At 42.0% G+C, this 26,454-nt stretch carries 29 protein-coding genes; 10 read left to right on the top strand and 19 right to left on the bottom strand.

Going from position 1 to position 26,454, the window contains the following annotated elements; genetic code table 11:
• Positions 1 to 101 precede the first annotated feature (101 nt).
• The 8 genes from F3G76_RS05055 to dnaG all read right to left on the bottom strand — a co-directional run bounded on the left by F3G76_RS05055 (position 102) and on the right by dnaG (position 11,107).
• Complete coding sequence (locus F3G76_RS05055) at positions 102 to 2,243, bottom strand: retention module-containing protein (RefSeq protein ID WP_149706098.1); 2,142 nt, start codon at positions 2,241 to 2,243, stop codon at positions 102 to 104.
• A 190-nt stretch (positions 2,244 to 2,433) separates the two neighbouring features.
• A complete protein-coding gene (locus F3G76_RS05050; protein WP_149706097.1) occupies positions 2,434 to 3,423 on the bottom strand; it encodes an argininosuccinate synthase domain-containing protein in 990 nt (329 codons plus the stop codon).
• 59 nt (positions 3,424 to 3,482) lie between these two features.
• Positions 3,483 to 4,706: a peptidase T gene (pepT, locus tag F3G76_RS05045; protein ID WP_149706096.1), complete on the bottom strand. Its 1,224-nt coding sequence runs from the start codon at positions 4,704 to 4,706 to the stop codon at positions 3,483 to 3,485.
• A 9-nt stretch (positions 4,707 to 4,715) separates the two neighbouring features.
• Positions 4,716 to 6,026 carry a C4-dicarboxylate transporter DcuC gene (dcuC, locus tag F3G76_RS05040; protein ID WP_149706095.1) on the bottom strand — a complete coding sequence of 437 codons (1,311 nt, stop codon included), beginning with the start codon at positions 6,024 to 6,026 and terminating at the stop codon, positions 4,716 to 4,718.
• A gap of 14 nt (positions 6,027 to 6,040) precedes the next feature.
• The gene (gene pepE, locus F3G76_RS05035) at positions 6,041 to 6,739 is read right to left on the bottom strand and encodes a dipeptidase PepE (protein ID WP_103598573.1); all 699 of its coding nucleotides are present in this window, start codon (positions 6,737 to 6,739) and stop codon (positions 6,041 to 6,043) included.
• Complete coding sequence (locus tag F3G76_RS05030) at positions 6,736 to 8,055, bottom strand: amidohydrolase (RefSeq protein WP_149706094.1); 1,320 nt, start codon at positions 8,053 to 8,055, stop codon at positions 6,736 to 6,738. Before F3G76_RS05030 ends, pepE begins: the two co-directional genes overlap by 4 nt.
• A 2-nt stretch (positions 8,056 to 8,057) precedes the next feature.
• Positions 8,058 to 9,296, bottom strand: a complete 1,239-nt coding sequence (locus F3G76_RS05025) for a M20 family metallo-hydrolase (protein ID WP_149706093.1) — start codon at positions 9,294 to 9,296, stop codon at positions 8,058 to 8,060.
• A gap of 98 nt (positions 9,297 to 9,394) precedes the next feature.
• Entirely contained in the window at positions 9,395 to 11,107 is a 1,713-nt protein-coding gene (dnaG, locus tag F3G76_RS05020) for a DNA primase (RefSeq protein ID WP_188116570.1), read from the bottom strand.
• Positions 11,108 to 11,168: 61 nt separating this feature from the next.
• On the opposite strand from dnaG, the gene F3G76_RS05015 reads away from it, so the two are divergent.
• Genes F3G76_RS05015 through aroC form a run of 4 tightly spaced genes read left to right on the top strand, consistent with a single transcriptional unit; the run spans position 11,169 to position 14,350 of the window.
• Entirely contained in the window at positions 11,169 to 12,194 is a 1,026-nt protein-coding gene (locus F3G76_RS05015; RefSeq protein WP_149706091.1) for a tetratricopeptide repeat protein, read from the top strand.
• Entirely contained in the window at positions 12,172 to 12,606 is a 435-nt protein-coding gene (gene rnhA / locus F3G76_RS05010) for a ribonuclease HI (RefSeq protein ID WP_149706090.1), read from the top strand. Before F3G76_RS05015 ends, rnhA begins: the two co-directional genes overlap by 23 nt.
• The gene (rnc, locus tag F3G76_RS05005) at positions 12,603 to 13,274 is read left to right on the top strand and encodes a ribonuclease III (protein WP_103566893.1); all 672 of its coding nucleotides are present in this window, start codon (positions 12,603 to 12,605) and stop codon (positions 13,272 to 13,274) included. The genes rnhA and rnc overlap by 4 nt, the downstream gene beginning before the upstream one ends.
• A gap of 8 nt (positions 13,275 to 13,282) precedes the next feature.
• On the top strand, positions 13,283 to 14,350 hold the full coding sequence (gene aroC, locus F3G76_RS05000) for a chorismate synthase (RefSeq protein WP_103646481.1): 1,068 nt from the start codon (positions 13,283 to 13,285) through the stop codon (positions 14,348 to 14,350).
• Between the two features lie 156 nt (positions 14,351 to 14,506).
• On the opposite strand, the gene F3G76_RS10725 is transcribed toward aroC, so the two are convergent.
• Complete coding sequence (locus F3G76_RS10725) at positions 14,507 to 14,749, bottom strand: molybdopterin dinucleotide binding domain-containing protein (RefSeq protein WP_223227428.1); 243 nt, start codon at positions 14,747 to 14,749, stop codon at positions 14,507 to 14,509.
• A 98-nt stretch (positions 14,750 to 14,847) separates the two neighbouring features.
• Here F3G76_RS10725 and F3G76_RS04990 point away from each other — a divergent pair, with 98 nt between their 5' ends.
• Positions 14,848 to 16,116 carry a Y-family DNA polymerase gene (locus tag F3G76_RS04990; protein WP_149706089.1) on the top strand — a complete coding sequence of 423 codons (1,269 nt, stop codon included), beginning with the start codon at positions 14,848 to 14,850 and terminating at the stop codon, positions 16,114 to 16,116.
• A complete protein-coding gene (locus F3G76_RS04985) occupies positions 16,109 to 16,441 on the top strand; it encodes a YolD-like family protein (RefSeq protein ID WP_149706088.1) in 333 nt (110 codons plus the stop codon). The genes F3G76_RS04990 and F3G76_RS04985 overlap by 8 nt, the downstream gene beginning before the upstream one ends.
• Here F3G76_RS04985 and F3G76_RS04980 read toward each other — a convergent pair.
• From F3G76_RS04980 to F3G76_RS04935, 10 genes are all read right to left on the bottom strand, one after another.
• Positions 16,434 to 16,880: a pyrimidine dimer DNA glycosylase/endonuclease V gene (locus F3G76_RS04980; RefSeq protein ID WP_107965478.1), complete on the bottom strand. Its 447-nt coding sequence runs from the start codon at positions 16,878 to 16,880 to the stop codon at positions 16,434 to 16,436. The genes F3G76_RS04985 and F3G76_RS04980 overlap by 8 nt on opposite strands.
• 215 nt (positions 16,881 to 17,095) lie before the next feature.
• Entirely contained in the window at positions 17,096 to 17,338 is a 243-nt protein-coding gene (locus F3G76_RS04975) for a helix-hairpin-helix domain-containing protein (RefSeq protein ID WP_107965494.1), read from the bottom strand.
• A gap of 211 nt (positions 17,339 to 17,549) precedes the next feature.
• On the bottom strand, positions 17,550 to 18,230 hold the full coding sequence (gene pyrF, locus F3G76_RS04970) for an orotidine-5'-phosphate decarboxylase (RefSeq protein WP_149706087.1): 681 nt from the start codon (positions 18,228 to 18,230) through the stop codon (positions 17,550 to 17,552).
• Entirely contained in the window at positions 18,227 to 18,622 is a 396-nt protein-coding gene (nusB, locus tag F3G76_RS04965) for a transcription antitermination factor NusB (protein ID WP_149706086.1), read from the bottom strand. The genes pyrF and nusB overlap by 4 nt, the downstream gene beginning before the upstream one ends.
• Position 18,623: 1 nt before the next feature.
• The gene (gene ribH / locus F3G76_RS04960) at positions 18,624 to 19,094 is read right to left on the bottom strand and encodes a 6,7-dimethyl-8-ribityllumazine synthase (protein ID WP_103639145.1); all 471 of its coding nucleotides are present in this window, start codon (positions 19,092 to 19,094) and stop codon (positions 18,624 to 18,626) included.
• 60 nt (positions 19,095 to 19,154) lie between these two features.
• Positions 19,155 to 19,478, bottom strand: a complete 324-nt coding sequence (locus F3G76_RS04955) for a DMT family transporter (RefSeq protein WP_004317710.1) — start codon at positions 19,476 to 19,478, stop codon at positions 19,155 to 19,157.
• Positions 19,475 to 19,804 carry a DMT family transporter gene (locus tag F3G76_RS04950; RefSeq protein WP_021084512.1) on the bottom strand — a complete coding sequence of 110 codons (330 nt, stop codon included), beginning with the start codon at positions 19,802 to 19,804 and terminating at the stop codon, positions 19,475 to 19,477. Before F3G76_RS04950 ends, F3G76_RS04955 begins: the two co-directional genes overlap by 4 nt.
• Positions 19,805 to 19,808: 4 nt before the next feature.
• Positions 19,809 to 20,327 carry a hypothetical protein gene (locus F3G76_RS04945; protein ID WP_149706085.1) on the bottom strand — a complete coding sequence of 173 codons (519 nt, stop codon included), beginning with the start codon at positions 20,325 to 20,327 and terminating at the stop codon, positions 19,809 to 19,811.
• Positions 20,328 to 20,342: 15 nt separating this feature from the next.
• Positions 20,343 to 21,143: a 3-deoxy-8-phosphooctulonate synthase gene (gene kdsA, locus F3G76_RS04940; RefSeq protein ID WP_149706084.1), complete on the bottom strand. Its 801-nt coding sequence runs from the start codon at positions 21,141 to 21,143 to the stop codon at positions 20,343 to 20,345.
• 10 nt (positions 21,144 to 21,153) lie between these two features.
• Complete coding sequence (locus F3G76_RS04935; protein WP_149706083.1) at positions 21,154 to 22,044, bottom strand: DMT family transporter; 891 nt, start codon at positions 22,042 to 22,044, stop codon at positions 21,154 to 21,156.
• A 152-nt stretch (positions 22,045 to 22,196) separates the two neighbouring features.
• On the opposite strand from F3G76_RS04935, the gene der reads away from it, so the two are divergent.
• The 4 genes from der to F3G76_RS04915 all read left to right on the top strand — a co-directional run bounded on the left by der (position 22,197) and on the right by F3G76_RS04915 (position 26,444).
• Positions 22,197 to 23,585: a ribosome biogenesis GTPase Der gene (gene der / locus F3G76_RS04930; protein ID WP_149706082.1), complete on the top strand. Its 1,389-nt coding sequence runs from the start codon at positions 22,197 to 22,199 to the stop codon at positions 23,583 to 23,585.
• Positions 23,566 to 24,087, top strand: coding sequence for a shikimate kinase (locus F3G76_RS04925; RefSeq protein ID WP_149706081.1), 522 nt, complete (start codon positions 23,566 to 23,568; stop codon positions 24,085 to 24,087). The genes der and F3G76_RS04925 overlap by 20 nt, the downstream gene beginning before the upstream one ends.
• Before the next feature lie 942 nt (positions 24,088 to 25,029).
• Positions 25,030 to 25,995, top strand: coding sequence for a tryptophan--tRNA ligase (gene trpS / locus F3G76_RS04920; protein WP_149706080.1), 966 nt, complete (start codon positions 25,030 to 25,032; stop codon positions 25,993 to 25,995).
• Between the two features lie 8 nt (positions 25,996 to 26,003).
• Positions 26,004 to 26,444, top strand: coding sequence for a copper resistance protein CopD (locus F3G76_RS04915; RefSeq protein WP_149706079.1), 441 nt, complete (start codon positions 26,004 to 26,006; stop codon positions 26,442 to 26,444).
• Positions 26,445 to 26,454 lie beyond the last annotated feature (10 nt).

The following is a 26,454-nucleotide window of genomic DNA, read 5'->3' as shown; positions in this document are numbered from 1 at the left end:
ATTTGACAAAGAAATGAAATTTGATTGATATTTTTAAAATTTGAGTGTAGATTTAGAAAAAAGTTTTCGGTCCAAAAGGTTTCCCTTTTAGACCAAATTTATTATAGAGTTACAACGACATCCTCTTTGATATCTACGCTTATCGTAGAGCCTGTTGCTGCGTATGTTCTGTAGCCATCATGTGAGCCAACCTCTGTAAAGCCGCCAGTTAACGTTACTTTATCGCCTTCTTCGCCATCTATCTTAAGCTCATTGTTTCTAAAGATATCGTCTTTAGTTAGTGTGATATTTAAATTTTTATCAGCTCCGCCAAGTTCAAGGTTTGTTATTTTCTCAACCTTACTAAAGTCCACAGAACCGTCTTCTATGGTAAGTTTACTAGCTTTTGTACCGTCGCTAGAGCCAACTACTTTACCATTTATAGTAGAGCCTGAAATTTCGATCTCACTATCGCCGCCGCGAGTGCTGCCCTCTACGGCGCCTTTTACTGTGGCATTTTTTATGATCACTATGTTTTTATCAGAGTCTTGAGCGCCACCATATACGCTAGGCGCCTCGCCACGACCGCCGCTTACATATTGATTTACAGTAGCTCCGTCTAAAATTCTAATAGTATCAGCGTCTTCGTTGCCCTGTACATATTCAGTTACGGTAGTGCCAGCGCCAGTTACTGTTATGTCGTCATTGCCCCATCTACCAACTATGCCCTCAACCGTTGCTTGGTCGCTAACCAAGATAGTATCGTCGCCACCTCTGCCATTTACTGCGCTTGTAAATGTGCCAGCGCCAGTTACAGTTATGGTGTCATCGCCCTCGTCTGCTTGGATGAGTACGACACGTGCGCCTTTTTCTACTGTGATAGTATCATCGCCATTTCCGCCACCTATATTTTTTACACTAGTTCCTGCGCCACTTATTTTTATGGTGTCATTACCAGCGCCACTATCTGTTATATCTAAAGATGGATTTACCTGTTTTTCATGCATATCATTTTTAGTCTTTGTATCGCCAAGCACCCAGCCGTCCACTTTGGCACCGCCTTGAACTACTATCGTATCTTTTCCGTCGTTACCAAATACATTCTTGCTAATAACAGAGTTATTATCTATCGTTATAGTGTCTTTTCCGTCGTTTCCATATACGCTTTTAGCAACTTTTGAGCCATTATCTACATTTATAGTATCGTCGCCATCGTTGCCCACAACCATGCCAGTGATCGTAGTTTTGTTTAGATCGATCACGTCATCGCCAGAGCCACCAGAGATGTTGCTAAGCTTTGCAGAATTTATGCCTAAAATTTTATCAGCACCAACACCGCCGTAGACATTGTTTATCTGCGCATTATCTACAACTATTTCGTCGTTGATATCTGAGCCAAAAACGTTTAGCTGCGCATTTGGAGCTACTATCTTTGCTACTGTGCCATCATCTGGGTAGTTTCCCTCATTTGCGTTGCTCGTTACTGCTAGCTTTTTAGCCTCGTCTTGACCGATAGCTAGCTGGCCGTCGTTGCTCACGTACCAGCCATTATTGTATGTAAATTCATTCACAACATCATCAGGCACTAGGTAGCTTCTGCCATCACCTTGCTTTTGCACGCTATATCCGCTAGGTATCTTTGTTGTAAATGTCGGTAGTAGCTCAGCCGCTGGGTCCTCGCCCTTGTGAGCTGAGAGTGGGATTTTGATTATTCCATTTGGCTGTGGTGGCAATGGTTGTGGTGGTACTACGTTATCAGTAGCCGCTCCGTCACCTAAATTTTCACTTTGTCCGCCGCCAACTGAGCTAACAGGGGCTTCAAATGTAGCACCTAGGTCGCCGAGATTATTAAAATTCGCACTTATATTTGAGTAGTGACCACCCTGTGCAAAGCTAGCAGCACCAAGACTTACTCCGTCACCTCCAGCGTTTCCACCTGCTTGGTTTCCGCCAGCTGCAGTCTCTTCTAAAGCGTTAAGGTCTTGACCACCAAGTATTGCTTTTTGAAGTGAATTTATATCTGCTGTTGTTTGAGAATTTTCACTAACGCTTTGGTCTAATTTTATTGAGTCTTTACCTATTAGGCTTATCTCTTTTCCATCTGCTTTTGCTATTACTACTTTTGCGTCAGTTGATTCAGTGACTATCTTTTCACCTTGATATACTATGTCACCTACTTTTAATTCTCTGCTTTCGCCTGTTGGGCTTACAGCTTTTACGCTTCCTTGCGTTACATTTTTTACTACACCTATTTCCTTTGACATGTATCTCCCTTTTTAAATTTTTTCTTAAATTTAGCGGTTTTGATAAAACATGGCTATTGTACTTCGGTACAAGTGTGACATATTTATGACTGTGAATTTTGTAAATTTAGATTTTGTGGGGGTTTGAAATAGTTATAAAATTTTAGATATTGCAAAGAAATTTAGATCAAATTCCTTTGCAAATTTGGATTTATTTTACAAAAAACTCTTGCGCTAGCTTTTTATCTTCAGGTTTGATGATAAATTTCTCATTTGCGATGCTAACTTCAAATTCATTTTCTCTGCTAGCTTTTGTATATGCTAGCGCGAGCCTTGCAGCAAGCTCTTTGTCAGCAAAGCTAGCATTTTTGCTTATGAAGCTAACAGCTCCTACGATGTCATCGCTCTCTTTAAATTTAACCTGCTCAAATTTATCATTTGGATGAGCCAAAAGTGCGTTATTATCACTCTCATCACGCCCTATTATCATTTTTGCGCCATCTACCAAGCGCAGATGCCTACCAAGTTTTAGCCACGTAACGTCGATGTCTCGCATCTCTTTATCAAATTTCAAGTAGTCTTTTATCTTTACAGCAAAGCTCTCGATCGTTAGCAAGCACCCGCCTCCAGGCGTTGCAAAGTCCTCAAAGCCAAATTCCTTCGCCAAAGCAAGCTGCGGCTTTCTATCACGCCCGCTTATACCAAGTAGCTTCTCTCTATCGACCCAGCCCTCGCGCTCTGGCTTAGTTGGTGGCAAGAGCTTAGCACACATCGGACGAAGCACTAGATCATCCTCATCATCAGCTAAGCGCTTAACCTGAAAAAGTGCATCTCTGCGCTGACTCATCGGCCTTTGTCCTACGACTTCGCCTGTGATGATAAAATTTGCATTTTCGCTTTTTAGCATATTAAGAGCGGTTTTAAACATATATCCGTGGCAGTCGATGCAAGGGTTAAACTGCTTGCCATAGCCGTATTTTGGATTAAAGAGCACGTCGCGAAGATACTCATTTCTCATATCAACCACTTTTAAGCTAGCCCCCGCCATTGCTGCACGGCGCCTTAAAACTTCGTGCCTCTCCTCATCCACGCCAAATCCAGTATCCATATAAAGTGCGACCACTTCGATACCCTGATCGCTTATTATTTTCATAGAGAGCATGCTATCAAGCCCTCCGCTAAACAAAGCTAAAGCCTTCATTTTTGTCCCGTAAGTAAAATTTAAAGCCTAAATTTACTAAATCTAGGCTTTTATGAAGTTTATTTAGCAGCGTTAATTACGATTTTTTTAATGACTTCGCTTGCGGCTTTTAGGCTGCCAACTGGCAAGTACTCAAAGACGGAGTGAAAGTTATTTCCCCCTGTGAATAAATTTAGCGTTGGCACACCCTTTGCAGAGATCGCAGCGCCGTCGTATCCGCCACGCATAGGCTTTATGTTTGGCGTGATATTTAGCTCACTAAAGGCATCTTTTGCTAGTTTTATAGGCAGTGAGTTTTCGTCTTTTAAGAACCTAAAGACGTTTTCATAGCGTGTTTTTAGCGTGATCTCACAGCACTGCCCATAAATTTTGTTAAAAGAATTTGCCATATCACTTAAAAACTCGAGCCTTTTTTGAAATTTAGGCTCGTCAAATTCTCTTATGTCGATCTTGAGCGTCGTTTTTGCGCTGTTTCCGCTAAGCTCTTTCACCCAGAAATAGCCCTCTTTGCCCTCGGTGCACTCTGGCACTTCGCCACCTGGCAAAAGCGAGATAAATTTATGCGCAAGAAGTAGCGAATTTACAAGCTTGCCCTTTGCGTTCATCGGATGAGCCGAAACGCCTTTAAAGACCATCGTGCAGTCAGCTGCGTTCCAGTTTTCGTATATTAGCTCGCCTATCTCGCAGCAGTCTAAGCAGTAGCCAAAGTTGGCTCCCAGTAAATTTACATCAAGCGCCTTTGCGCCAAGCAAACCTTGCTCCTCATCAGGCACGAAGCAGATCACGATCTTGCCGTGCTTTACATCAGGATTTTGCATGAAAAAGCTAGCCATATTTACGATACTAGCGATCGCAGCTTTATCGTCAGCACCAAGCAAGCTAGTGCCGTCAGTCACGACTATATCATCGCCAATGTATTTTTTAAGCTCTGGATTGTCGCTAAATTTAAGATAAATTCCCTGCTCTTCGTTTAGGCAGATGTCGCCGCCTGTGTATTTTACTATCTTAGCTTTTGTGTCGTTTTTTTGCTCGCTACTTGTATCTAAGTGCGCAAAAAAGGCGATACTTGGGGCGTTTTCGCAGTTTGCAGGGATCTTTGCTATCAAGATAGCATTCTCTTGCAAGATGATATCTTTTATGCCAAGCGAGCTAAGCTCGTCTTTTATAAAAAGAGCCAGCTCATACTCGGTTGGATTAGAAGGCATAATGCCTTTTAATCCATTCTCTTTATTTGTCGTTGTGTTAAATTTCGTATAGTTTATAAATCTCTCTACGATATCCATCTTTCATCCTTAGATGACGAAAAATGCGATCGCCACAACAGAGAGAAACATACCTAAAAAAGTCCTTTTTGCAAGCTCGACTGGGCTAACCATAGCAATACCAGCACAAACGATAGCAGCTCCAGCGATCGGAGAAGCTGAACGTCCAAGTGAGCCTGCGATTGCCGCAGCCATACCAAGCTTATCTTGCTCAAAGCCAAGAGCAGCAGCGTTTGTTGTGACGGCTTCGTTAAATGCAAATGTAGCAGCGTCGCCTGAGCCTGTAACTATACCCATGATAAATGGCACAAATGTTCCGCCAAATTTAACGTAGCTTTGATCAGTTTTTAGCCATGCGATGACCACATCAACAGCTCCACACGCCTTTAGACCTGCGACAAAGACGCCAGCTGCGATGATGATACCGATAACATCAGCGTAAGCGTGACCCATGCCGTTAAAGAACTCTTTTGTGATCTTTTGTGGGTTTGTAAGCGTAGCAAAGATAGCTATGATAGCGCCAAGTATCATCGCCTCAGCAACGCCCATCTTTGTCCATGCCAAAAAGCTGTAGTCTTTTGCTAGGCTAGTTCCGCCGATAACCAATATGACAAGTGGGACAAGTGGCATAAGAGCGTAGATCAAATTTACTTTAAACGCTGACTTCTCTTCGCTAGCAGCACCGCTTTCGATAGTGAAATTTGTACCTTTTTGATAGTCTTTAAATAATATTGCGACGATAGTTAGCATGACAACTACGATAACAAGAGCTGTAAATGCGCTAGGAATTTGCACTTTTATGATGTCTTGAACTGTATATCCCTCAACTGTCTTTTTAACAAGATCAGCCACATATATGTTGTGCGCAGAGCCCGGGCTTAGGACTGAGCCAAATGTGCCTGCAAAAACAGCCGCACCAGCCATCGCAGGGCAAACGCCTGAAGCCATTAAAAGTGGTATAAGCGTCGCACCAACAGCAGCCGAGCAGCCAGCAGCTGAAGGGATAGCGATATTTATAAAGTAAGTTAGCACGGTTGTTACAGGGATCAAGATAAATCCCACGTTTCTAAGTGGCTTTGTAAGAAGCGCAACGAGGTGCTTATCGCACATTGTGTATTTCATAACAAAAGCAAAACCCATACTAGCACAAATAGCTTTTATAAGCCCTGCTTTAGTCATATAGTCAGTAAAAGCACTTAGTGCCCCCATAGGTTTTAGTGCGATTAAACAAAGCACCAAACCAACACCTATTAGCACCGTTCTTGTCTCTTTTTTTAAGACAAGAAGTGCTACAACTGCAACGATGCCAAGAATGGCAGCAATTAGCTTGAATGATTCCATACCTCTCTCCTTGTTTAGATTTTAAATTTAGTTCCAACTTCTATTTTTTCTATCTCTTTTTGATACTCAAATTTTAAAATTTCGCTATGTCCTATGACCTCAGCTTCGCTACCCTCTATAAGCAAAGCCGTGCCCTCTGGCAGTGCGTAGATAGTCTCTTTTGGATTTGCTATCAAAAACTCCTCTAGCCTCTCCTCCCTGCTCTCGCCGTTATGACCTGCTAGTTTGCCACTTATAAAGTGAGGGTTGATCTGATATGGGAATATATTTAGGCTGTCAAATGACTTTGGCATGATGATAGGCATATCATTTGTCGTCATCATCGTCTTGCCAGCGATGTTTGCACCTGCTGACCAGCCAAAGTATTTTGCGCCGTTTGCCACAGCCTCTTTTATAGGATCAATCAAATTTAGCTTATAAAGCGTGTAAAGAAGCATAAAGGTATTGCCGCCGCCAACTGCGATACTGCTAGCGTTTTTGATAGCTGAAATTTTATCCTCGTAGTGGTGGATTGATTTTATATTTTTATTTTTTAGGCGGTCGATCACCTTTTGCTCGTATTCGTCATTACTTCGTCTAACTCCAGCATAAGGGATAAATAAAATTTCCTCCTTGCCACTCTCACCCAAAAAGTCCTTAACCCAGTTTTTGCAGTGTCTCAAGTAGCCAGTGTCTTGGTAGCTTGAAGCGCTGATTAGTAAAGCATTTTTCATTTTTTAGCTCCATTTAGTTTGTAAGCAGCCCTTAGATAGATATCAACCCCAGCGACCAAACACTCCTCGTCAAAGTCAAATTTGCTGTTGTGATGTCCTGCTTTTAAATTTGTGCCGATCATCATATAGCCGCTCTTTGCGCCCCTATCTTGCAAAGCTCTCATAAAGTGAGCGAAGTCCTCGCAAGCGCCAAAGTCAAGCTCTTTAACGATCTTATCATCATCTATAAATGGGCTCTCTTTTGCTGCTTCATAGAAAATTTTAGTCACCTCTTTGTCGCTATTTGCCCCGCTTGTGCCCCCAGTCATCACGACCTTGCTCTCAACGCCGTAAATTTCACTCACACCTTTTACGATATCCATACATTTTTTATACATAAATTCATTTAGTTTTGTATCCTCGCCCCTTGTTTCGCAGGCTAGATAGCCGTTTGGTGCTATGACGTTTCTGCCCTCACCTGCTCTTAAAACGCCTACATTTATCCTAGTCACACCCTTTGCGTGCCTTGTGATGCCATGCATATTTAGAGCCATTTGAGCAGCGGCTAAAAGGGCATTTGCTCCCTCCTGCGGCGCTCCTGCTGCGTGAGCTGAACGACCAGTGATATACACGTCAAATTTAGATGTTGCAAGCAATTTATTTGTGCCACAAACTATGCCGCCATTTGTTTCTGCTTGAAAGCCGATGTGTCCGCCAAGTAGATACTCGATGCCCTCAAGCACGCCAGCAGCCTCCATAGCCACGGCGCCCCTTGTGCCCTCTTCTGCTGTTTGAAATATAAATTTAAATTTGCCGTTAAACTCGTCTAAATTTTTAGCGATCAGCTTTGCAAGCGCTAGACCCATCGCCATGTGACCATCGTGCCCACAAGCGTGCGTGATACCAGAGATATCTGAGCCAAAGCCCTCTTTGCAAGGTCTATGAGCAGCCTCCGCGCTCTCTGTCACATCAACGCTATCGATGTCAAATCTAAAAGCGCTAAATTTACCAGGTCTTTTTGTGTCGATAAATGCTGTTAGGCCAGTTAGGCCATCTTTCATATATTCAAGGTATTTTGCCTCGTCAGGATTTAAAAGACTTTTTGCTCGCTCGATAGCCTTTTGACACTGCTCTTTGCTGCCAACTCCAAGCCTTGCATCGCTTTTTACGACCTCTTCGCCAAGCTTCACCTCATATCCTAGCTCGCTAAGTCTTTTTGCCAAAACCGCAGTCGTAAAAAAGGTAAACCAGCCAGTTTCTGGGTGCGAGTGAAAGTATCTGCGATCTTTGATCATATCCTCTTTTAAAGATAGTGCTAATTTTGCTATTTTGTCCATGACTACTCCTCGTTTGAAAGTCTTATTAGTGCATTTGTTAAAATTTTAGTTGCGGCTACTGCGTCTTTGAAATTTATCGCCTCTTTGGTGTTGTGGCTGATACCATCTACGCAAGGGATAAAGAGCATGCCAACGCTGCTTGCAAGCTTTGTTAAATTCATCGCATCATGCCCAGCCCCACTTGGCAAAGTAAGCGTTTTTATGCCAAGCTTTTTGGCTTCATCTTCAAGTAAATTTATGGCGTGTTTGCTTAGTTTTACTGGCTCGTCGCTACTTAGCTCTCTTATCTCGTAGCTAAATTTAAGCTCACAACTTAGCTCACCCACAAAATTTCTAAGCTCTAAATTTAGCTCCCCTAAGCTAGCCTTATCGATATCTCTTAGATCAACGCCAAGCCTCGCCTCTCCTGGCACGACGTTTAAAACGCCTGGTTTTGCATGCACGTAGCCAACGGTTGCGACGGCTGTTTTTTTGTTTTTGGCAAATTTATTTGCAGCGATTATGATGTGTGAGGCAGCAAGCAGGGCGTCACTGCGCATATTCATAGGAGTTGCACCGCTGTGATCAGCCTTGCCCTGTATTGTGATCTCAAATCTAATTGGCGCTGCGATCCCGCTTACCACGCCAACGCTTATGCCGCTTCGCTCAAGCACTGGGCCTTGCTCGATGTGAAGCTCAAGATAGGCGTGTAGGGAGTTTTCTTTTAGGATGGCTTCATCTAAATTTTGTGGTTTAAATCCAGCCGCGCTCATCGCCTCAAAAAGCGAGATGCCATCTTCATCTTTTAGCTCATGAAGCCTTTGCAAGCCAAGTTTGCCGCTTATTATCTTGCTGCCGATAGTGGCTGTTTTAAAGCGGCTTGACTCCTCACAGCTAAAATTTATGAGCCAAAGTGGGCGCTTTAGCTTGATGCCAGCCTCTTTTATAGAGCTTAGCGCCTCAAGACCAGCCATAACGCCAAGTGTGCCGTCATAAAAGCCTCCATTTGGCACGCTATCTATGTGAGAGCCCACGCAAACTGGCTTTGCTCCCACCTCGCAGCCTTCATCATATATGGCGAAGATGTTGCCGACATTGTCAATTTTAAGTTTAAAGCCATTTTTTTCTATCAAATTTATAAGAAATTTTCTTGCTTCAAGGTCCTCTTTGCTAAAGGCTAGCCTTGTTAGCCCGCCACCTTTTAGCGCTCCAAACTCGCTTATAGCGTTAAAATTTCTCTCAAATCTTTTAGCGTCTATCATCATAAATCCTTAAAATATAAAACCAATCTTAAAAAGATTTATTACTTTAAGCATTTTACATTTTGTTTTATGATTTGAAGCTGAAAAAGTGTGAGTTTTTAAATTTTATAAAGCTGAGTCTTGAGATCTTTGATGATAAATAGCAGTTTTTCTAAAATTTCTATCTTATTTGGGTTGTCAGAGCCTTTTAAAATTTGCTGTTCATTCTCATAAAAGGCTATTTGCATATTTAAAATAGCCTTTTGCAAAGTGGTTGCATCGGTGATCTCATGGATCTTTTCGTCCATTAAAATTTCTCTAACCATCTCCTCATCGCTTACATCGTATCTATAAAGGATGGCGTTTAGATACTCAGGATGCTTTATAAAGTATCTAGCTCCAAGCTTTGAGAGTATCTCATCTCTGTAGTTTGGGTTATTTAGCATAGTTTTAAAAAGCGCAAACTCGAGTGGGTCTTTGTTCATCACAGCTGGCACCTCATCTACCATGACAGAGTTGCTAAATTCATCTTTGCTTTTTTTTCTAAATTCTCTTTTAAATTTAGCTTCATTTTTTGGCTTCTGCTTTAACCCAAACCTATCTGCTACGCTTTGTGGAGTGAGGTTAAATCTTGCCGCTACTTCTGTCACATACGAGCTTGCTATCTCCTCTCCAAGCTCGTCCATATAGGCTTTTATCTCGCTTAGACAGTTATCTCTTTGCATTGAGCGCGTGATGTCATACTTTTGCATGATCTTTTCTATATAAAATTTCACCGCATCCTCACCAGAGCCAAAGAGCTCTTTTAGCTCCTTTATCTTGCCTGCAAAGACCATATCAGCAGGATCTGCGCCGTTACTTATGATGACTACTTTTGTATCTATCTTATTTATGCTTAGCAGGTGAGCGGATTTTATGGCTGCATTTATGCCAGCGCCATCTCCGTCAAAGCAAAGCACTACGCTTATCTCGCCCCTTTTTAAAAGTGGTAAGTGGCTTGTAGTAAGTGCTGTGCCAAGCACAGCAACAGCGTTTGTAAAGCCTGCGTAGTGAAGCATGATGACGTCAAGGTAACCCTCAGTGATTATTATCTGATTTTTCTCAAATATGCTTTGCCTAGCTAGGTGGTAGCCATAGAGTAGCTTTGACTTGTCAAATACCGAGCTTTGAGGCGAATTTACATATTTTGCAGGGTGATCTGAGATCGTTCTGCCACCAAAGCCAACTAACCTTGTGGTGTGCGAGTAGATGGGAAATGTTATGCGCTCGATAAAACTAGCATAAATTCCCTTCTCATTTTGCTTAACTATACCAGACTCCACCGCCTCTTTTGGCTCTATGTTTTCATTTTGCAAAAGCCTAATGGTGCTTTTACTATCCCCAGCCCAACCAAGCTCAAATTTCTCGATCATTGCGTCATTTATACCGCGCGACTTGATATATCTAATGGCTGCTTCGTTTTTGTAAAACTCACTTCTATAAAAAGCATTTACCTTTTCTAAAATGTGCTTATTTTCTTTTTGCGTTGGCACCTTGTCGTTTGTGTATTCAAGGCTGAAATTTGAAATTTGAGCGATCTTTTCTATCGCCTCTGGGTAGGTTAGCTTTTCATAATCCATCACAAATTTAACCGCATCTCCGCCAGCTTTGCAGGCAAAGCAGTGATACATCTGCTTGTTTTGATTTATGCTCATGCTCGGGTTTTTGTCGTCGTGAAACGGACATACGCACTTGTAGCTTGAGCCCATCTTTTTAACAGGGATATACTGCTCGATGATATTAACAATGTCTATTTGGTTTTTTAATTTTTCAATGGATTTTGGATCTATCATAAGCAAAATTATACAACTGCTTTGTTATAATTAAAGTAAAATTTTATTACAAAGTGTTAGCGTGGATATTTTTTTCATTGGACACAGAGATCCGATATTTAGCCTTATTATTCTATTTAGTATCATCTTGATGATCGCTGCTTTAAGCTATGCTTGGGGCATATTTTCTAGCAAAGATGAGAAAAAACGTATCGAGAAATTTATCAAGAAATTTGACAGCAAAGATGGCATAAGCGACGAGCACAAGCAGATGCTAAAAAGCCCAGAAGTAGATATACCAAGCCTTAGCATGCTAGGTCATACCTTCGCTAAAAATGGCGACTTTGAAAAATCGATCGGCGTCTATCTAATCGCACTTGAAAAGGTAAAAGATAAAAACGAGAAAGAATTTATCCTAAACGAGCTTGGAGAGGTATATTTTAAGGCTGGATTTTTAAAAAAAGCTAGCGAAATCTTTGAAAAAGCGCTCGAGCTAAGCCCTAGAAACGTCCTCGCACTGCGCTTTTTAACAATGATAGATGAGAAGCTTAAAAACTATAAAGAAGCCCTTTATGCACTAAATTCTCTTGAAGAGCTAGGGACAAATGTAAAAGATCAAAAGGCCTATATAAAGGCGATTAGCACGCTTGATGATAGAAATTTAAGCTTTAGCGAAAAGGTGGAAATTCTCTCACACCTTAGCCAAAATTTTGAGCTTTTAAAGCGCATGATCTTAGCGCTTTTCATAAGGCACAATGAAAATTTAGAAAATTTAAAAGATTTTGCCAAATTTGAAGATGTGCTAGACCTGCTTTACAACCTAAAAACGCCTATAAATTTAGACGATGCAAAATACAAATCCCTCTTTTACGCAAAGGGCGATATAGACGAGCCATGTGAAATTTACGGCTTTGAGCTAAATGCCATAAAAAGGCTAAACGATGCTAAATTTGACGCGGCTGGGCTAAGCTTTAACTACGTTTGCAAAAACTGCAAAAACTCATTTCCTATGCACTTTTACCGCTGTCCAGTCTGTCACGAGCTAGGAAGTGTGAAAATTTTATCCCACATCACAGAAAAATCAAGTGAAGATAGTAACACTTTTTAGCGACGGTTCGTGCCTTGGAAACCCTGGAGCTGGCGGCTGGGCATATATTTTGAGATATAACGAAGCGCAGAAAAAAGCAAGTGGTGGCGAGGCATATACGACAAATAACCAAATGGAACTAAAAGCTGCGATAATGGGGCTAAAAGCGCTAAAAGAGCCCTGCGAGGTAAGGCTCTTTACCGATAGCTCATACGTGGCAAATAGCATAAATGAGTGGCTTACAAACTGGCAAAAGAGAAATTTCAAAAATGTAAAAAATGTCGAGCTTTGGCAGGAGTATTTAGAGATTTCAAAGCCGCATAAAGTCGTGGCTAGCTGGGTCAAGGGGCATGCTGGACACCCTGAAAATGAGGAGTGCGACCAGATGGCAAGAAACGAGGCATTAAAAATAAAAGATGAGAATAAAATATGAAAAATTTAGAAGAATTTGAACGTAATCTTGGCTATAAATTTAAAAAATCTGAGCTTTTAGAAGAGGCGCTAACGCACAAGAGCACCAAGCAGGCGTTAAATAATGAGAGGCTCGAGTTTTTGGGTGATGCGGTGATGGATCTGCTCGTGGCTGAGTATCTTTTTAAGAAATTTAGCAAGATCGCAGAGGGCGATATGAGCAAACTTCGCGCCGCACTTGTCAATGAAAAAAGCTTTGCAAATATGTCTAGGCGGCTAAAAATGGGCGAGTTTTTAAGGCTTAGCCAAGCTGAAGAAAACAACGGCGGTAGAGAGAAAGATAGCATTTTAAGCGACGCGTTTGAAGCTGTGATGGGCGCTATCTACCTTGAGGCTGGACTTGATAAAGTGCGAGAAATTTCGATCACGCTGCTTGAGCTTTGCTATCCGCAGATCGACTTTGCACACCTTGAAAAGGACTACAAAACGGCCCTTCAAGAGGTCACTCAAGCAACCCTTGGTGTCATACCAAGCTACGAGCTCATAGGCTCATTTGGCCCTGATCACAAGAAAGAATTTGAGATAGCTCTACTACTAAATGGCAAGGAAATTTCACGAGCCGTTGGAAGCTCCAAAAAGCAGGCCCAACAGCTCGCAGCAAAGATAGCGCTAGAAAAAATCAAAAAATAGGATAAATTTTGAATACATTTGGCAAAAAACTAACCTTAACTAGCTTTGGCGAGAGCCATGGGGTGGCGATAGGCGGCGTGATAGACGGCCTGCCAGCTGGGCTAAAGATCGATGCAGACTTCATCCAAAGTGAGCTTGACAAGCGTCGCCCTGGGCAAAGTAGCTTCACAACAGCAAGAGATGAGGCTGATAAGATAGAAATTTTTAGCGGCGTTTTTGATGGCATGAGCACTGGAGCGCCGATAGGTTTTGCCATTTTTAACAACAACCAAAAGTCAAATGACTATGAAAATTTACGTGAGATTTTCCGCCCTGGCCATGCTGACCTTACATATTTTAAAAAATATGGCATCAGAGATCACAGAGGTGGTGGGCGCGCGAGTGCCAGAGAGACTGCGGTAAGGGTCGCCGGTGGGGCATTTGCGCAGCTACTTTTAAATGAGTTTAAGATAGAAGTTTTAAGCGGTGTGCTTGGCATCGGCAAGGTCATTAGCGAAAAGGTTGATTTCGAATTTGCCAAAGAGTCGCAAATTTACGCTCTTGGCAACGAAGAGGCGATGAAAGAGGCAGTTAGCAAGGCTAGAAGCGAGCACGATAGCGTCGGAGCTGTGGTTTTAAGCGTGGCTAAAGGCGTGCCAGCTGGTCTTGGCGAGCCACTTTATGATAGGCTTGATAGCGCTCTAGCGGCGGCCTTAATGGGCATAAACGGCGTAAAGGCCGTAGAAGTCGGTGCTGGCGTAAATGTAAGCTCTATGCTTGGCTCAGCAAACAACGACGAGATGGACGAGCTTGGCTTTTTAAGCAACAACGCTGGTGGCATACTTGGCGGCATAAGCAGTGGGGCCCAGATCGTGCTAAAGAGCCATTTTAAGCCAACGCCTTCAATATTTAAAGAGCAAAAAACGCTAAATTTGTCTGGCGAGGCGGTGGATTTTGAGCTAAGAGGCAGGCACGATCCTTGCATAGGCATACGTGGCAGTGTCGTCGCAACCGCGATGATAAGGCTGGTTCTTGCTGACATGCTCCTACTAAATGCAAGCACGAAGCTTGAAAATTTAAAGAAAATTTACGGATAAATTTAGCCCACAAGCGAGAGCTAAATTTTGAAATTTACAGCGACCAGCTTGATCTCACCTTTATATTTTTCAAGATCGGCTAAGACCCTGCGTCCGCACTTGCTTGAGCGATGCTAGATGTGCCTTTGTCGCGAGTTAGAATTCTCCTCTAGCACTTCAGGGTCGCACCATGCGCCCTCGCAGATGGCGATGACGTACTTTGGGATGATGAGTGGCAAGCATGCCAACTAAAATTTCACCCCTGTCGTTAAATACTCTCACCACGTCGCCAGTTGCTATGCCTTCATTTACATTTATAAGCATCGGCTCTCTAGCACGCATCTTGGCGTAGTTTCTGATCACGGAGTTATTTAGCTGTGAGTGGAGGCGATATCTTTGGTGCTGGGTCTTTGCACTCAAATTTAGCCTTTTTCTAAAAGATTTTTATTAAAATTTTAAGCCATTTCAAACAAAATTTTACAAACTAACTTTTACCAAATTTCATCTATAATCCCCTTATGAAAAACCAAAATTTGCAAGAGAAAATTTACGCCGTTATCGACCTAAAGTCCTTTTATGCCTCGGTTGAGTGCGTAGAGCGTGGGCTTGATCCATTTAAGGCCGATCTAGTCGTGGCTGATGCTAGTCGTGGCAGTGGCGGCATCTGCTTAGCTGTTAGCCCTGCACTTCGTGCAAAAGGGGTGAAAAACCGCTGCAGGCTCTTTGAGATACCACGGGATGTCAAATTTATCATCGCGCCGCCTAGGATGCAGTTTTACATCGACTACGCCGCAAGGATCTATGAAATTTATCTAAAATATGTCTCCAAAGAGGACATCTACGTCTATTCGATAGATGAGTGCTTCATAGACCTCACTTCTTACTTGAAATTTTACGCTCTTGGCGCAAAAGAGATGGCAAAGATGATGATGGATGAGATATTAAAAACGACTGGCGTGACGGCGACTTGTGGCATGGGGACAAATTTATACCTCGCAAAGATCGCGCTTGATATATTAGCAAAGCACCAAGATGACGGCATCGCCTATCTTGACGAAGAGCTTTACAAAAAGCAGCTCTGGACACATCAACCGCTAAGTGACTTTTGGCGTATCGGAAAGCAAACTAGGCTAAAGCTCGAAAAATGCGGCATCTTTTGCATGAAAGATATCGCAAATGCGCCAAAAAGCCTGCTTGAAAAAATTTTTGGTGTCGATGCCTACATCACGATCGATCACGCAAACGGCATAGAGCCAACGACGATAGCTGAGATAAAGGCGTATAAACCAAGCACAAAGTCCTACTTTAGCTCGGAAATTTTGCCTAGAGACTACGAGCGCTGCGAGGCGGTGATCGTGCTAAAAGAGATGGCTGACAGGCTCGCGCTTAGGCTCATAAACAAAGATGTGAGGGCGAGTGGGCTAACGATAAATGTGAGATTTGCCGATAAGCTTGAGCCTCAGCAACGTGCGAGCGTGAGGTTTAAAATGCCAACAAACATCTCAAGCGTGCTGATGAGCGCGGCTGAGGAGCTACTTTTAAACAAGATAAAAAACGTTGGGCTAATCAGGCAAATAGGCATATCAGCAAATGATGTGGTGAAAGAAAATTTGGTTGAGTTTAGCCTATTTGAAGATGACGCTAAGGAAAAAGCGGTGTTAAAGTCGCTAAATTTGATAAAAGAGAAATTTGGCAAAAACTCGATCCTGCGCGCGATCGACCTACTACCAGAGGCGACTGGGCAAGATAGAAACAAAAAGATCGGAGGGCACAAGAGCGGTGAGTAAAGATAGGGCGAAAATTTTTAGCTCGTTTAATCCTCTTTCTACATTAGAGCGAGCCTTACGTCAAAAAGAGCGAGAAAAATGCGAAAAGCTCGAGCTTGATGAGAGCAAGGTCGATGAAATTTTAAAAAAATTAAGCGAGATAAAGATAGCTGATGAAGTGCGTGTGAGCTACCACGACGGCTTTACTTACGTAAAAACTAGCGGACTAGTCTCAGATGTAAATTTCAAAGATAAAACCCTCATGATCGTAAAAACTAAGATCAAATTTGAAGATATAAATAGGATAGAGATCGTTAAAAAAATTTGTAGTATAAAAACTAAATGAGCGTTTTTACCTTCTCCCAAAGCTCGATGTCGCCGTCTATCTCCGTAAAAATGGTAGAAATTTCTATATTTTTTACATTTAAATTTTCTTTGTATTTTTTTAAATCTCTTAGTTTTAGTTTTTCTTGCAAGAAGCTAAATTCATACTCGATTTGACCTCTAGTAACGGCGATCTTGGATAAATTTTCTGCGTCAAATTTTCCAACTTTTGCAACATCAAATTTATATCCACGAGCGCAAGCCTCTTTATAAACTTCCAAAAGATAGGCATTTATAGCATCGATAGAGTTTTGATGAGTGTAAAATCTAATTAATTGTGGGTGGTTTTTATAGCCTTTTGTCAGCCCTTCTAAAACATTTTTAGCCAGCAAAGCCTCTCTCCACAGAGCCACAAGACCCTTTGCGTCAAGATATTTAAAATTTATCGTCCAGAGTCTCATTTTTACCTTATTTATATAATTAAAAATATTAGTTACCCTTTGCTATCTATGGTTTTTGTTTTACTAAGTCAAAAAGTCAACTAAAAAGTTCTGATAATAATAGTTTGTGATTTTATGCATAAAGGCTTTAAAATAACGTTAAAACCGTGGCTCAATGCTTGTAAAAGTTGATAAAAGTTTGTGCTGTTTATAAATAGTGGTCAAATTTAAAAAATTTAATCCTTCCAAAGCCACCATTTTAGCTTGGCCTTGTCTGGGCGTGGAGTGTTTGCATAGTAGCAAACCATGCGGTAAACATAGAGGATGCATCTATCGCTACCGCGTCCAAGCGCCTTTGTGCGTTCAAACATCTCCTCAGGATCCGAGCCCTTTAGCGAAGCGATATCCTCGTAGCCTAGCGCCAGCAAATCGGCCTGCGTCGCCTCGCCGACATAGGGGATTTTTTTAAAATCGCTCAAATTTACCTCAAATTTTTTAAGCAACGCCAAACTCGTTGCAATGAAATTTTAAATTTCATTCTTATGCGCTACAAAGCTTGCTAAATTTCATCTTGCTACTACACTAAGTCGTTATCCAAGCTTCTGGCGAGGTGGTTTAATTTAAAAATTTACTATGCGCAAAACCACCCTTAAAATGATTTCGCGTCAAATTTCGCGCAAAACTCGAGCGCTAAATTTGCTCCAAAATTCTCTCGCAAATTTCTCTTGGATTTGCGTTTTCGTAGATCGGTCTGCCAACGACGATAAAGTCGCTGCCCTCTTGCTTTGCGCTAACTAAATTTGCAACCCTCTTTTGATCGCCCGCACTCTCGCCAAAAGGCCTAACACCAGGGCAAAGCGTGATGAAATTTTGATTTGTCACGTCTTTTATGAGCTTGCTTTCAAAGACCGAGCAGACCATGCCGTCAAGCCCCGCTTCAAAGCTCATCTGGCTAAATTTCCTAACCGAGCGAGATAGCGTATCGTTATAAATCGCTTCAAATTCGCTCTCATTAAAGCTAGTTAGCGCCGATACCGCAAGCACTAAAGGGCGATTTTGTAGCGCATTAAGACGCTCCATTACAGTTTTCATTGCACGTACGCCAGCGCTTGCATGCAGATTTATCATATCTACGCCTATCTTTGAGACGACCTCAGCCGCGTCTGCCATCGTGTTTGGGATATCATAGAGTTTTAGATCAAGAAAGATTTTAAACTCCCCTGCCCCCTTTAGCTCCTCTATAAATTTAGCTCCGTCTCTAAGGTAGCTTCTAAGCCCCACTTTTAGCCAAAGATCAAGCCCTTTTAGCTCACACACGAGGGCTAAATTTTCATCCTTGCTCGCCATATCAAGAGCGACGCAGAGCTTCATAGATCGCCCTTTATCTTATCTAGCACGCCGTTTATAAATTTTGGCGCTTGGTCGCTTCCAAGCTCCTTTGCAAGCTCGATCGCCTCGTTTATTATGACGGCTTTATCTGTCTGGCTAAATTTCATCTCATAAAGCCCAAGTCTAAGGATGGCAAGCTCAGTTGCGCCAACCTTGCTAAAGTCGCCATCTTTTAGGTGTGGCTTTAAAATTTCATCTAGCTTTTCTTTATTTGCCAGCACCGCTTTAAATGTTTGCAAAGCTTCATTTTTGCGCTCGTTTCTTATCTTTTTCTCTTCTAAAAATTCCTCTTCAAACTCCGCAGTTACGGGATTTATCTCGTTTGAGTAAAGTAGCGAAACTATGGCTTGTCTGACCTGATGACGCGTTGCCATTTTACTCTCCTAGCTTTTTGTATAAATTTAGCATCTCTATGACGCCCGTCATCGCCTCAAAGCCCTTGTTTCCAGCCTTACTGCCAGCACGCTCGATCGCTTGCTCGATGCTATCAACCGTTAGCACGCCAAATGTTACTGGTTTTGCGTATTTTAGCGTCACGTTTGCGATGCCTTTAGTAGTCTCTGCGCTTACGTAGTCAAAGTGTGGCGTTGCGCCTCTTATCACCGCTCCCACGCAGCAAACTGCGTCAAATTTACCGCTTGCAAGCACCTTTTCAAGCGCCATAGGTATCTCAAATGCCCCAGGGACTAGCACTAAAGTTAGATTTTTCTCGTCGCCGCCGTGACGTAAAAATGCGTCTTTTGCACCCTCTACCAAGCGGTCTGTGATGATGTGGTTAAACCTTGCGTTGATGATCGCTATCTTCTCATCGCCTTTTAAAGCTAAATTTCCTTCGATTATTTTCATCTTTTCTCCTTTATTTTTTATGCAAGTTTAGCAAAAGCTTGTTTAAAAATAGACCCTTCATCAAACTATCTTTAGCATGATGACGCTAAAGATGATGAGCGCTAAAAACAAGGCTTTTTTAAAATTTATCTTCTCACCTTCAAAAACTACGCCAACCACTACTGCTCCGATCGCTCCGATGCCTGTCCAGATCGCATACGCCACCGACATAGCGATAGTTTGCATCGCATAGCTAAGTAGCGTTAAAGAAAGGGCGAAATTTCCAAGCAAAAGGATGAAATTTGCCCACTTTTTTACGCCTGTGCTTTTTGAAAATTTAGTGATAAAAAAGACGCCAGAAACCTCGCAACATCCAGCTAATAAAAGTGCTAAAAAATGGATCATTCTTTTATGCCTTTTAGCCCAAGCACGCCTAAAATGAGCGTCGCTATGAAAAATAGCCTAATGAAATTTGGCATGATCCCGCTTGCTACGTAGTCGCTAACGATCTCAGCTATGACGATAAAAGCCGTTCCAAAGCCCACAAATACAGCATAAGAGATGCTTACAGGCAGATACTTTAAAGCCTTCATAAACGAGACAAAACTTATGCTCACTAGAAGCGTCGTAAGCAAAAATTCACTTAAATTTGACGCGTGCTTTAGCCCATACGCCCAGCCACACTCAGCCACCGCACCTAGAAATATCCACAAAAAGCCTCTATTTGACATAAATTTACTTCATGCCTTTTATGGTATCAACGATCTCTTTTACATTTGCACTAATTGCCTTATTTTCAAAGCTATCATCGTTATTTTGTCCAACTAGCCCCTTTAAATTTCCAAAGACTCCAGGGTTAAACCTTAGCTCGCTAGAGCCATAATGCCTCAAAACTTCGCCATTTCTAACGACTTCTACCTCGTAAGTAAGGTAGATATTGCCCATTCTGTCGCTCTTAGCAAAGGTCGCTTCGCCTATAAATTCTCTGCGGTGAGTTATCTTTATCTTTAGCTCGTCGCTTGAATTTTGATCAAGCAAATTTTCTTTTGTAAGCGCCTCTGTGATTTGCTTATTATATTTTTTCTCGACCATTTTTGGACTTTGATAGAGAAATTTTGTCGGCTCGTGGTGCTGCACATGAGCGTAGCTAATGCCCTCAAATTTATACTTGCCAGCAAGTGGCACCTTTGGCTGAGATGAGCCACAACCTACTAAAAACAACACTCCCAAAAGTAGCGCTAAAATCCTTTTCATCCTTCTCTCCTTAGTTTAAAAATTTAAAATTTCCTCTATCTTTAGCGTGTCATTTACGACTTTTTCAAGCTCGTCTAAATTTAGCATATTTGGTCCGTCGCAAAGTGCCTCGCAAGGGTTTATGTGCGTCTCATAGAAAAATCCATCCACCCCAACGCTAGCTGCTGCTCTTGCAAGATACGGCACAAACCTAGCATCTCCGCCGCTTTTTTCGCCAAGTGCGCTTGGCATCTGCACGCTGTGGGTCGCGTCAAAAATGACTGGCGCAAATTCTCTCATCATCACTAAATTCCTCATATCAACGACTAAATTTCCATATCCAAAGGTGCTACCTCGCTCGGTTAGCCAGACGCCATTCGCCTTTGCGACCTCGTATCCATCACCGCTCACACCCCTTGTTTCAAGCACCTTTTTCACAGAGTGCTTCATCGCTGAAGCTGCTAAAAACTGCCCTTTTTTGATATTTACGACCGCTTTTGTCTTTGCAGCTGCCACGAGCAGGTCTGTTTGGCGGCACAAAAATGCAGGGATCTGCAGCACATCAGCCACCTCGCCAACTGGCGTCGCTTGATAGCTCTCGTGGATATCGGTTAAAATTTTAAAGCCAAATTCTTTTTTTACTTCAGCTAAAATTTCACAACCCTTTTCTAGCCCAGGGCCACGAAATGAGCTAATGCTCGTGCGATTTGCCTTGTCAAAGCTCGACTTAAAGTAAAAATCAAGCTTTGGATTTTCATTAAATTTAACTAGCCTTTTTGCCACTTCAAAAACAAGCTCCTTGCTCTCTATCACGCAAGGTCCAGCGATTAAGATCATTTTTTCTCCTTTATTTTTCTTTAACAACTAAAATTCCACTCACCACTACTAGCAAGATGCCTAAAAGTGCCAAGTGATTTGGCAACGCATCGCCCATAAAATAGCCAATGATGAGCGTAAAAATGACGTCAGCGTAGCTAACCGCAGCGATGACGCCAGCCTTTTTACCGACTGCAAATGCCTTTGTCATGTAGGTTTGAAAAAGGTATCCGCTAAGCCCCATCAGCAAGATAAACACGACGTTGTGCCAGCTTGGCATAGCAAATTTAGAAAATAAAAAATCAAGAGGCTCATAGGTGAAAAACTCAGCCATCCCCATGCAAATAAGCGGCAAAAACGAGCCCCAAAGCATGAAGCTTAGCACGATCACGTTTGTGCCGTAGCTCTTGTTTAGCTCCTTGACACTCGTGTAGGCAATAGCCGCTCCAAGACCGCTCCAAATGCCGATGATATCGGTTTTATTGATACCTAAATTTGGCTGGATAACAAGCAAAATTCCGCCAAATCCCAAAAAGACAGCAAACCAGCCAAGCGAACTTAGCCGCTCTTTAAACACGATAGCTGCGAGAATGGCTGTAAAGATTGGGTTTGTCTTTTGAAATGTAAAGGCTGTGGCTAAATTTACGTGCGCGACGTTATAAAAAAAGGCAAAAAGTGCCACCGTGCCCACAAAACCGCGAAACATTAGCAAGAAAAAGTGCCCGCCAGTTTGTTTAAATGGAAATTTATAGATGGCGTAGATGACGATGAAAAGTCCGATCAAATTTCTAAAAAAAACAACTTCGATAGAAGGCATATCTTTGCTCAGATACTTCGCAAATGCGCCAGTCACGGCAAACATAAAGCAAGCAAAGAGCATGTAAAAAATGCCAAGATGTGAAATATAAAACCTTTTTAACATCGCAAAACCTCTAAATTTAAAGCACTCATTTTAATAAAAAATGGCTTAAATTTTGGTTGATTTTTTCTTTTATTTCGGCGCTTTTAAGCGTAATTTTATACTTTATATAAGAGAAAAATTTGTATAATCAGCCATCATAAAAAGGACAAAATTTGCAAAAAGTAATATTAGTAGGCAAGCCAAATGTCGGCAAAAGCTCACTTTTTAACCGCTTAGCAAGAAGACGCATCGCCATAACAAGCGACGTTAGCGGCACTACAAGAGATACAAATAAAGCTAAGATCGAAGTTGAGGGCAAAGAGTGTATATTAATCGACAGCGGCGGGCTTGATGATAGCAGCGAGCTTTTTAAAAACGTAAAAGCAAAGACCTTAGCAGAGGCTAAAAACTCGGACGTTATCCTCTACATGGTCGATGGCAAAATGATGCCAGATGACGAGGATAGAGCCATTTTTTACGAGCTTAGCAAGCTAAATTTACCAATCGCTCTAGTCATAAATAAAATCGACAGCAAAAAAGACGAGCAAAGAGAGTGGGAATTTGTAAGTTTTGGCGCAAAAAACTCATTTGGAATTTCAGTAAGTCACAACACCGGCGTCGATGAGCTTAGCATCTGGCTAGCAAAACACCTAGAGAGCAAGGTGCAGATAAAGGCCGATACGAGTGATGATTTTGATGATTTTTTAGAAAACTATAACGACGAGGGCGAGCTAAGCGACGAGATAGACTATGAGAGCAAAAATATAAGAGTTGGCATCATAGGCCGTGTAAATGTCGGCAAAAGCTCACTTCTAAACGCCCTTGTAAAAGAGAGCCGTGCTGTCGTTAGCGACGTGGCAGGCACTACGATCGACCCAGTGAATGAAATTTACGAGCATGATGGCAGAGTTTTTGAGTTTGTCGATACCGCAGGTATCAGAAAGCGCGGCAAGATCGAGGGTATCGAGAGATACGCGCTAAATAGAACTGAGAAAATTTTAGAAGAGACGGACGTCGCACTACTCGTGCTTGATAGCTCTGAGCCACTAACCGAGCTTGACGAGCGCATCGCTGGCATCGCCTCGAAATTTGAGCTTGGCGTCATCATCGTACTAAACAAATGGGACAAAAGCAGCGAAGAATTTGACGAGCTTTGCAAAGAGATAAAAGATAGGTTTAAATTTCTCTCATACGCGCCGATTATTAGCGTTTCGGCACTTGGTGGCAAAAGAGTGCATAAAATTTACCCGCTCATAGTTGAAATTTACAAAAACTACACCCAAAAAATTCAAACATCAAAGCTAAATGAAGTGATCAGCGAAGCGACCAAGGCGCACCCACTGCCACGCGACAAAGGCAGGGTCGTGAAAATCTACTATGCAGCGCAGTTTAAAACCGCACCTATCATGATAGCACTCATCATGAACCGCCCAAAATGCCTGCACTTTAGCTACAAACGCTACCTAACAAACAAGCTTAGAGAGAGCTTTAGCCTAGCTGGCGTGCCTATCGTACTAATCCCTAAAAAACGTGGAGAGAGTGATGAAGACAAAGAACAATAATATCGTTTTGATAGGGTTTATGGGCGTTGGCAAGGGCACGACTGCAAGGGCGCTAAGTAAGGCGCTAAAGACGATGAACCTTGACTGCGACGATCTTCTTGAAAGCTCTCAAAATATGAAGATAAAAACCATATTTGAAGAATACGGAGAGGAGTATTTTAGGCAGCTTGAAAAGGATCTGGCTAAATTTCTAGCCACAAATGTCAAAAATGCGATCATCTCGACAGGTGGCGGTTTTGCGAAGGTTAAAAATTTAAACAAAATAGGCACCGTGATCTATCTAAAAGCAAGCTTTGATGCGATCATGCAAAGGCTAAAAAATAGCAAAAATAGCGAGAAAAAACTCGCTAAACGCCCACTTTTAAGTGACCTAAAAAAGGCCGAGGCACTTCATCTGGAGCGAGAAAAGCTCTATGAGAAAAAGGCTGATTATATCGTTGAAGTGGAGGGCAAAACTCCAAAGCAGATCGTAAAAGAGATAAGGATACTTTTAAAAGTTTAGTTGCAAAGTGGCGAGGGCTGCTTGCAACTATAAATTTCAAGATCAGGCTAGATGGCTGTCTGGCGTGGTGTTTAAATTTGACATGTTTGAGCCAAATTTAACGTTTTGTAGTGAGAAATTTTGGCAAAATTTTGAGATGAATTTTGCTTCTCTTTGATAGAGCGTTAAAGTGGCAAATATTGTACAGTCAAATTTTAAGATCAAGCTAGACGCATAAAGTCTAACGTGATGTTAGAATTTAAACGGTTTGGCGAAGAGTTTTTTGTTTAGGCGAGGCGAAATTTTGTTTTTAAGTGAGGGCTAGCAAGCTAAATTTTAAGATTAGACTAGATAAAAATATCTACCCTGATGTTAAAATTTAAAAAGCATTTTGGCGAAGTGTTTTGAGATGATTTTTGCTTCACTTGTTCGCAACGCTAAAGCGACAAATGTTGTGCAGTCAAATTTTAATCAAAACTATGCATTTAGCCTGCGAGATAAATTTTAAGATTAGATTAGACGCAAAGTCTAACGTGATGTTAAAATTTAAACGTTTTGGCAAATAATTTTTTGTTTAGGCGAGGCGAAATTTTGTTTTTAAGTGAGGGCTAGACAGATGGTCTGCCAGTTAAATTTTAAGATTAGATTAGATTAGAGAAAGTCTGATGTAACGTTGAAATTTAAAAGCATTTGGCGAAGTGTTTTGAGATGAATTTAAATGTTGTGCAGTCAAATTTTAATCAAGACTAGGCATTTAGCCTGCGAAATAAATTTTAAGATCAAGCTAGACGCATAAAGTCTAACGTGATGTTAAAATTTAAACGTTTTGGCGAAGAATTTTTTGTTTAGGCGAGGCGAAATTTTGTTTTTAAGTGAGGGCTAGACGCATGGTCTGCCGAACTTGAAAACAAAATTTCAACGAAGCATAAGCGAAAAAGTCAAAGCCAAATTTGAAAGGATAAGATGAGAGTATTAACCGGCCTCCAACCCTCCGGCAAACTACACCTTGGCAACTATTTTGCCTCGATAAAGCAGATGGTTGATATGCAAGAGCAAAACGAGATGTTTATGTTTATAGCAAACTACCATGCGATGACCAGCCTTAGCGACGGCAAAGCGCTAAAGCAAAACACCTTTGACGCTGCGTGTGCCTTTTTGGCGCTTGGGATCGACCCAAACAAGAGCATTTTCTGGGTGCAAAGCGACGTAAAAGACGTGCTTGAGCTTTACTGGGTGCTAAGTCAGCACACGCCTATGGGGCTACTTGAGCGCGCGCACAGCTACAAAGACAAGGTCGCAAAGGGCATTAGCTCGCACCACGGACTCTTTAGCTATCCAGTTTTGATGGCGGCTGATATCTTGCTTTATAACGCGCAGGTCGTGCCTGTGGGCAAAGACCAGATCCAGCACGTAGAGATCGCGCGTGATATTGCGATCAAATTTAACAACGAACATGGCGATATTTTTACTCTGCCTGAGGCAAAGATCGATGAAAATGTCGCTACCGTGCCTGGCACAAACGGCGAAAAGATGAGCAAAAGCTACGGCAACACGATCGATATCTTCGCAGACGCCAAGACGCTTAAAAAGCAAATTTCAAGCATTGTAACTGATGGCACGCCACTTGAAGAGCCAAAGCAGTGGCAAAACTGCAACGTATATAACATCGCAAAGCTTTTCTTAGATGAGAGCGGCCAGCGCGACTTGCAGGCTAGATATGAGCGTGGAGGAGAAGGTCACGGACACTTTAAGGCCTACCTAAACGAGCTTGTTTGGGAATATTTCAAAGAGGCAAGAGAGAAATTTGAATACTATCAAAATAATCCTGACGAGGTGGCTAAAATTTTAGACATGGGCGCTAAAAAAGCCCAAAATGTAGCTCACGGAACGATAAAAAAAGTGCGTGAAGCAGTTGGAATTTACAGATAAGGAAAAATATGCAAAATTTATATCCCTACGCGCAGATAGTTCACCTTTTTTGTGCGATCATTTTTGTTGGTTATCTATTTTTTGATGTGATCATCTTAAGAGCGGCGAGCAAAAAGATGCCGCCAGAGCTTGCTCAAAAGGCAAAGCAAGCCATCGGCTCAGTAGCTGTTAAAATCATGCCTATTTGCGTGCTACTTTTAGTTTTAACTGGTGGCATGATGATGAGTAGCTTAGTCGGCAGCAAGGCTGGAGGCTACTTTGAGACAAATTTACAGATCACTTTTATGATCAAAATTTGCTTAGCGATGGTGATCGTGGCTGCGGTGATAATAAATTTAAGCTGCAAATTTATATTTAAGCGCCCTAGCCCACTTGGCAACATCCACCCTATCGCACTTACGCTTGCGGTAGCGATCGTCTTGCTTGCAAAAGTTATGTTTATGGTTTAAGGATAGGATA

Origin of the sequence: Campylobacter concisus, from assembly GCF_902460575.1 — a bacterium.
Taxonomy (GTDB): domain Bacteria; phylum Campylobacterota; class Campylobacteria; order Campylobacterales; family Campylobacteraceae; genus Campylobacter_A; species Campylobacter_A concisus_AW.
Note: the sequence above shows the minus strand (reverse complement) of the source record. Positions and strands in the feature narration are given on the sequence as shown.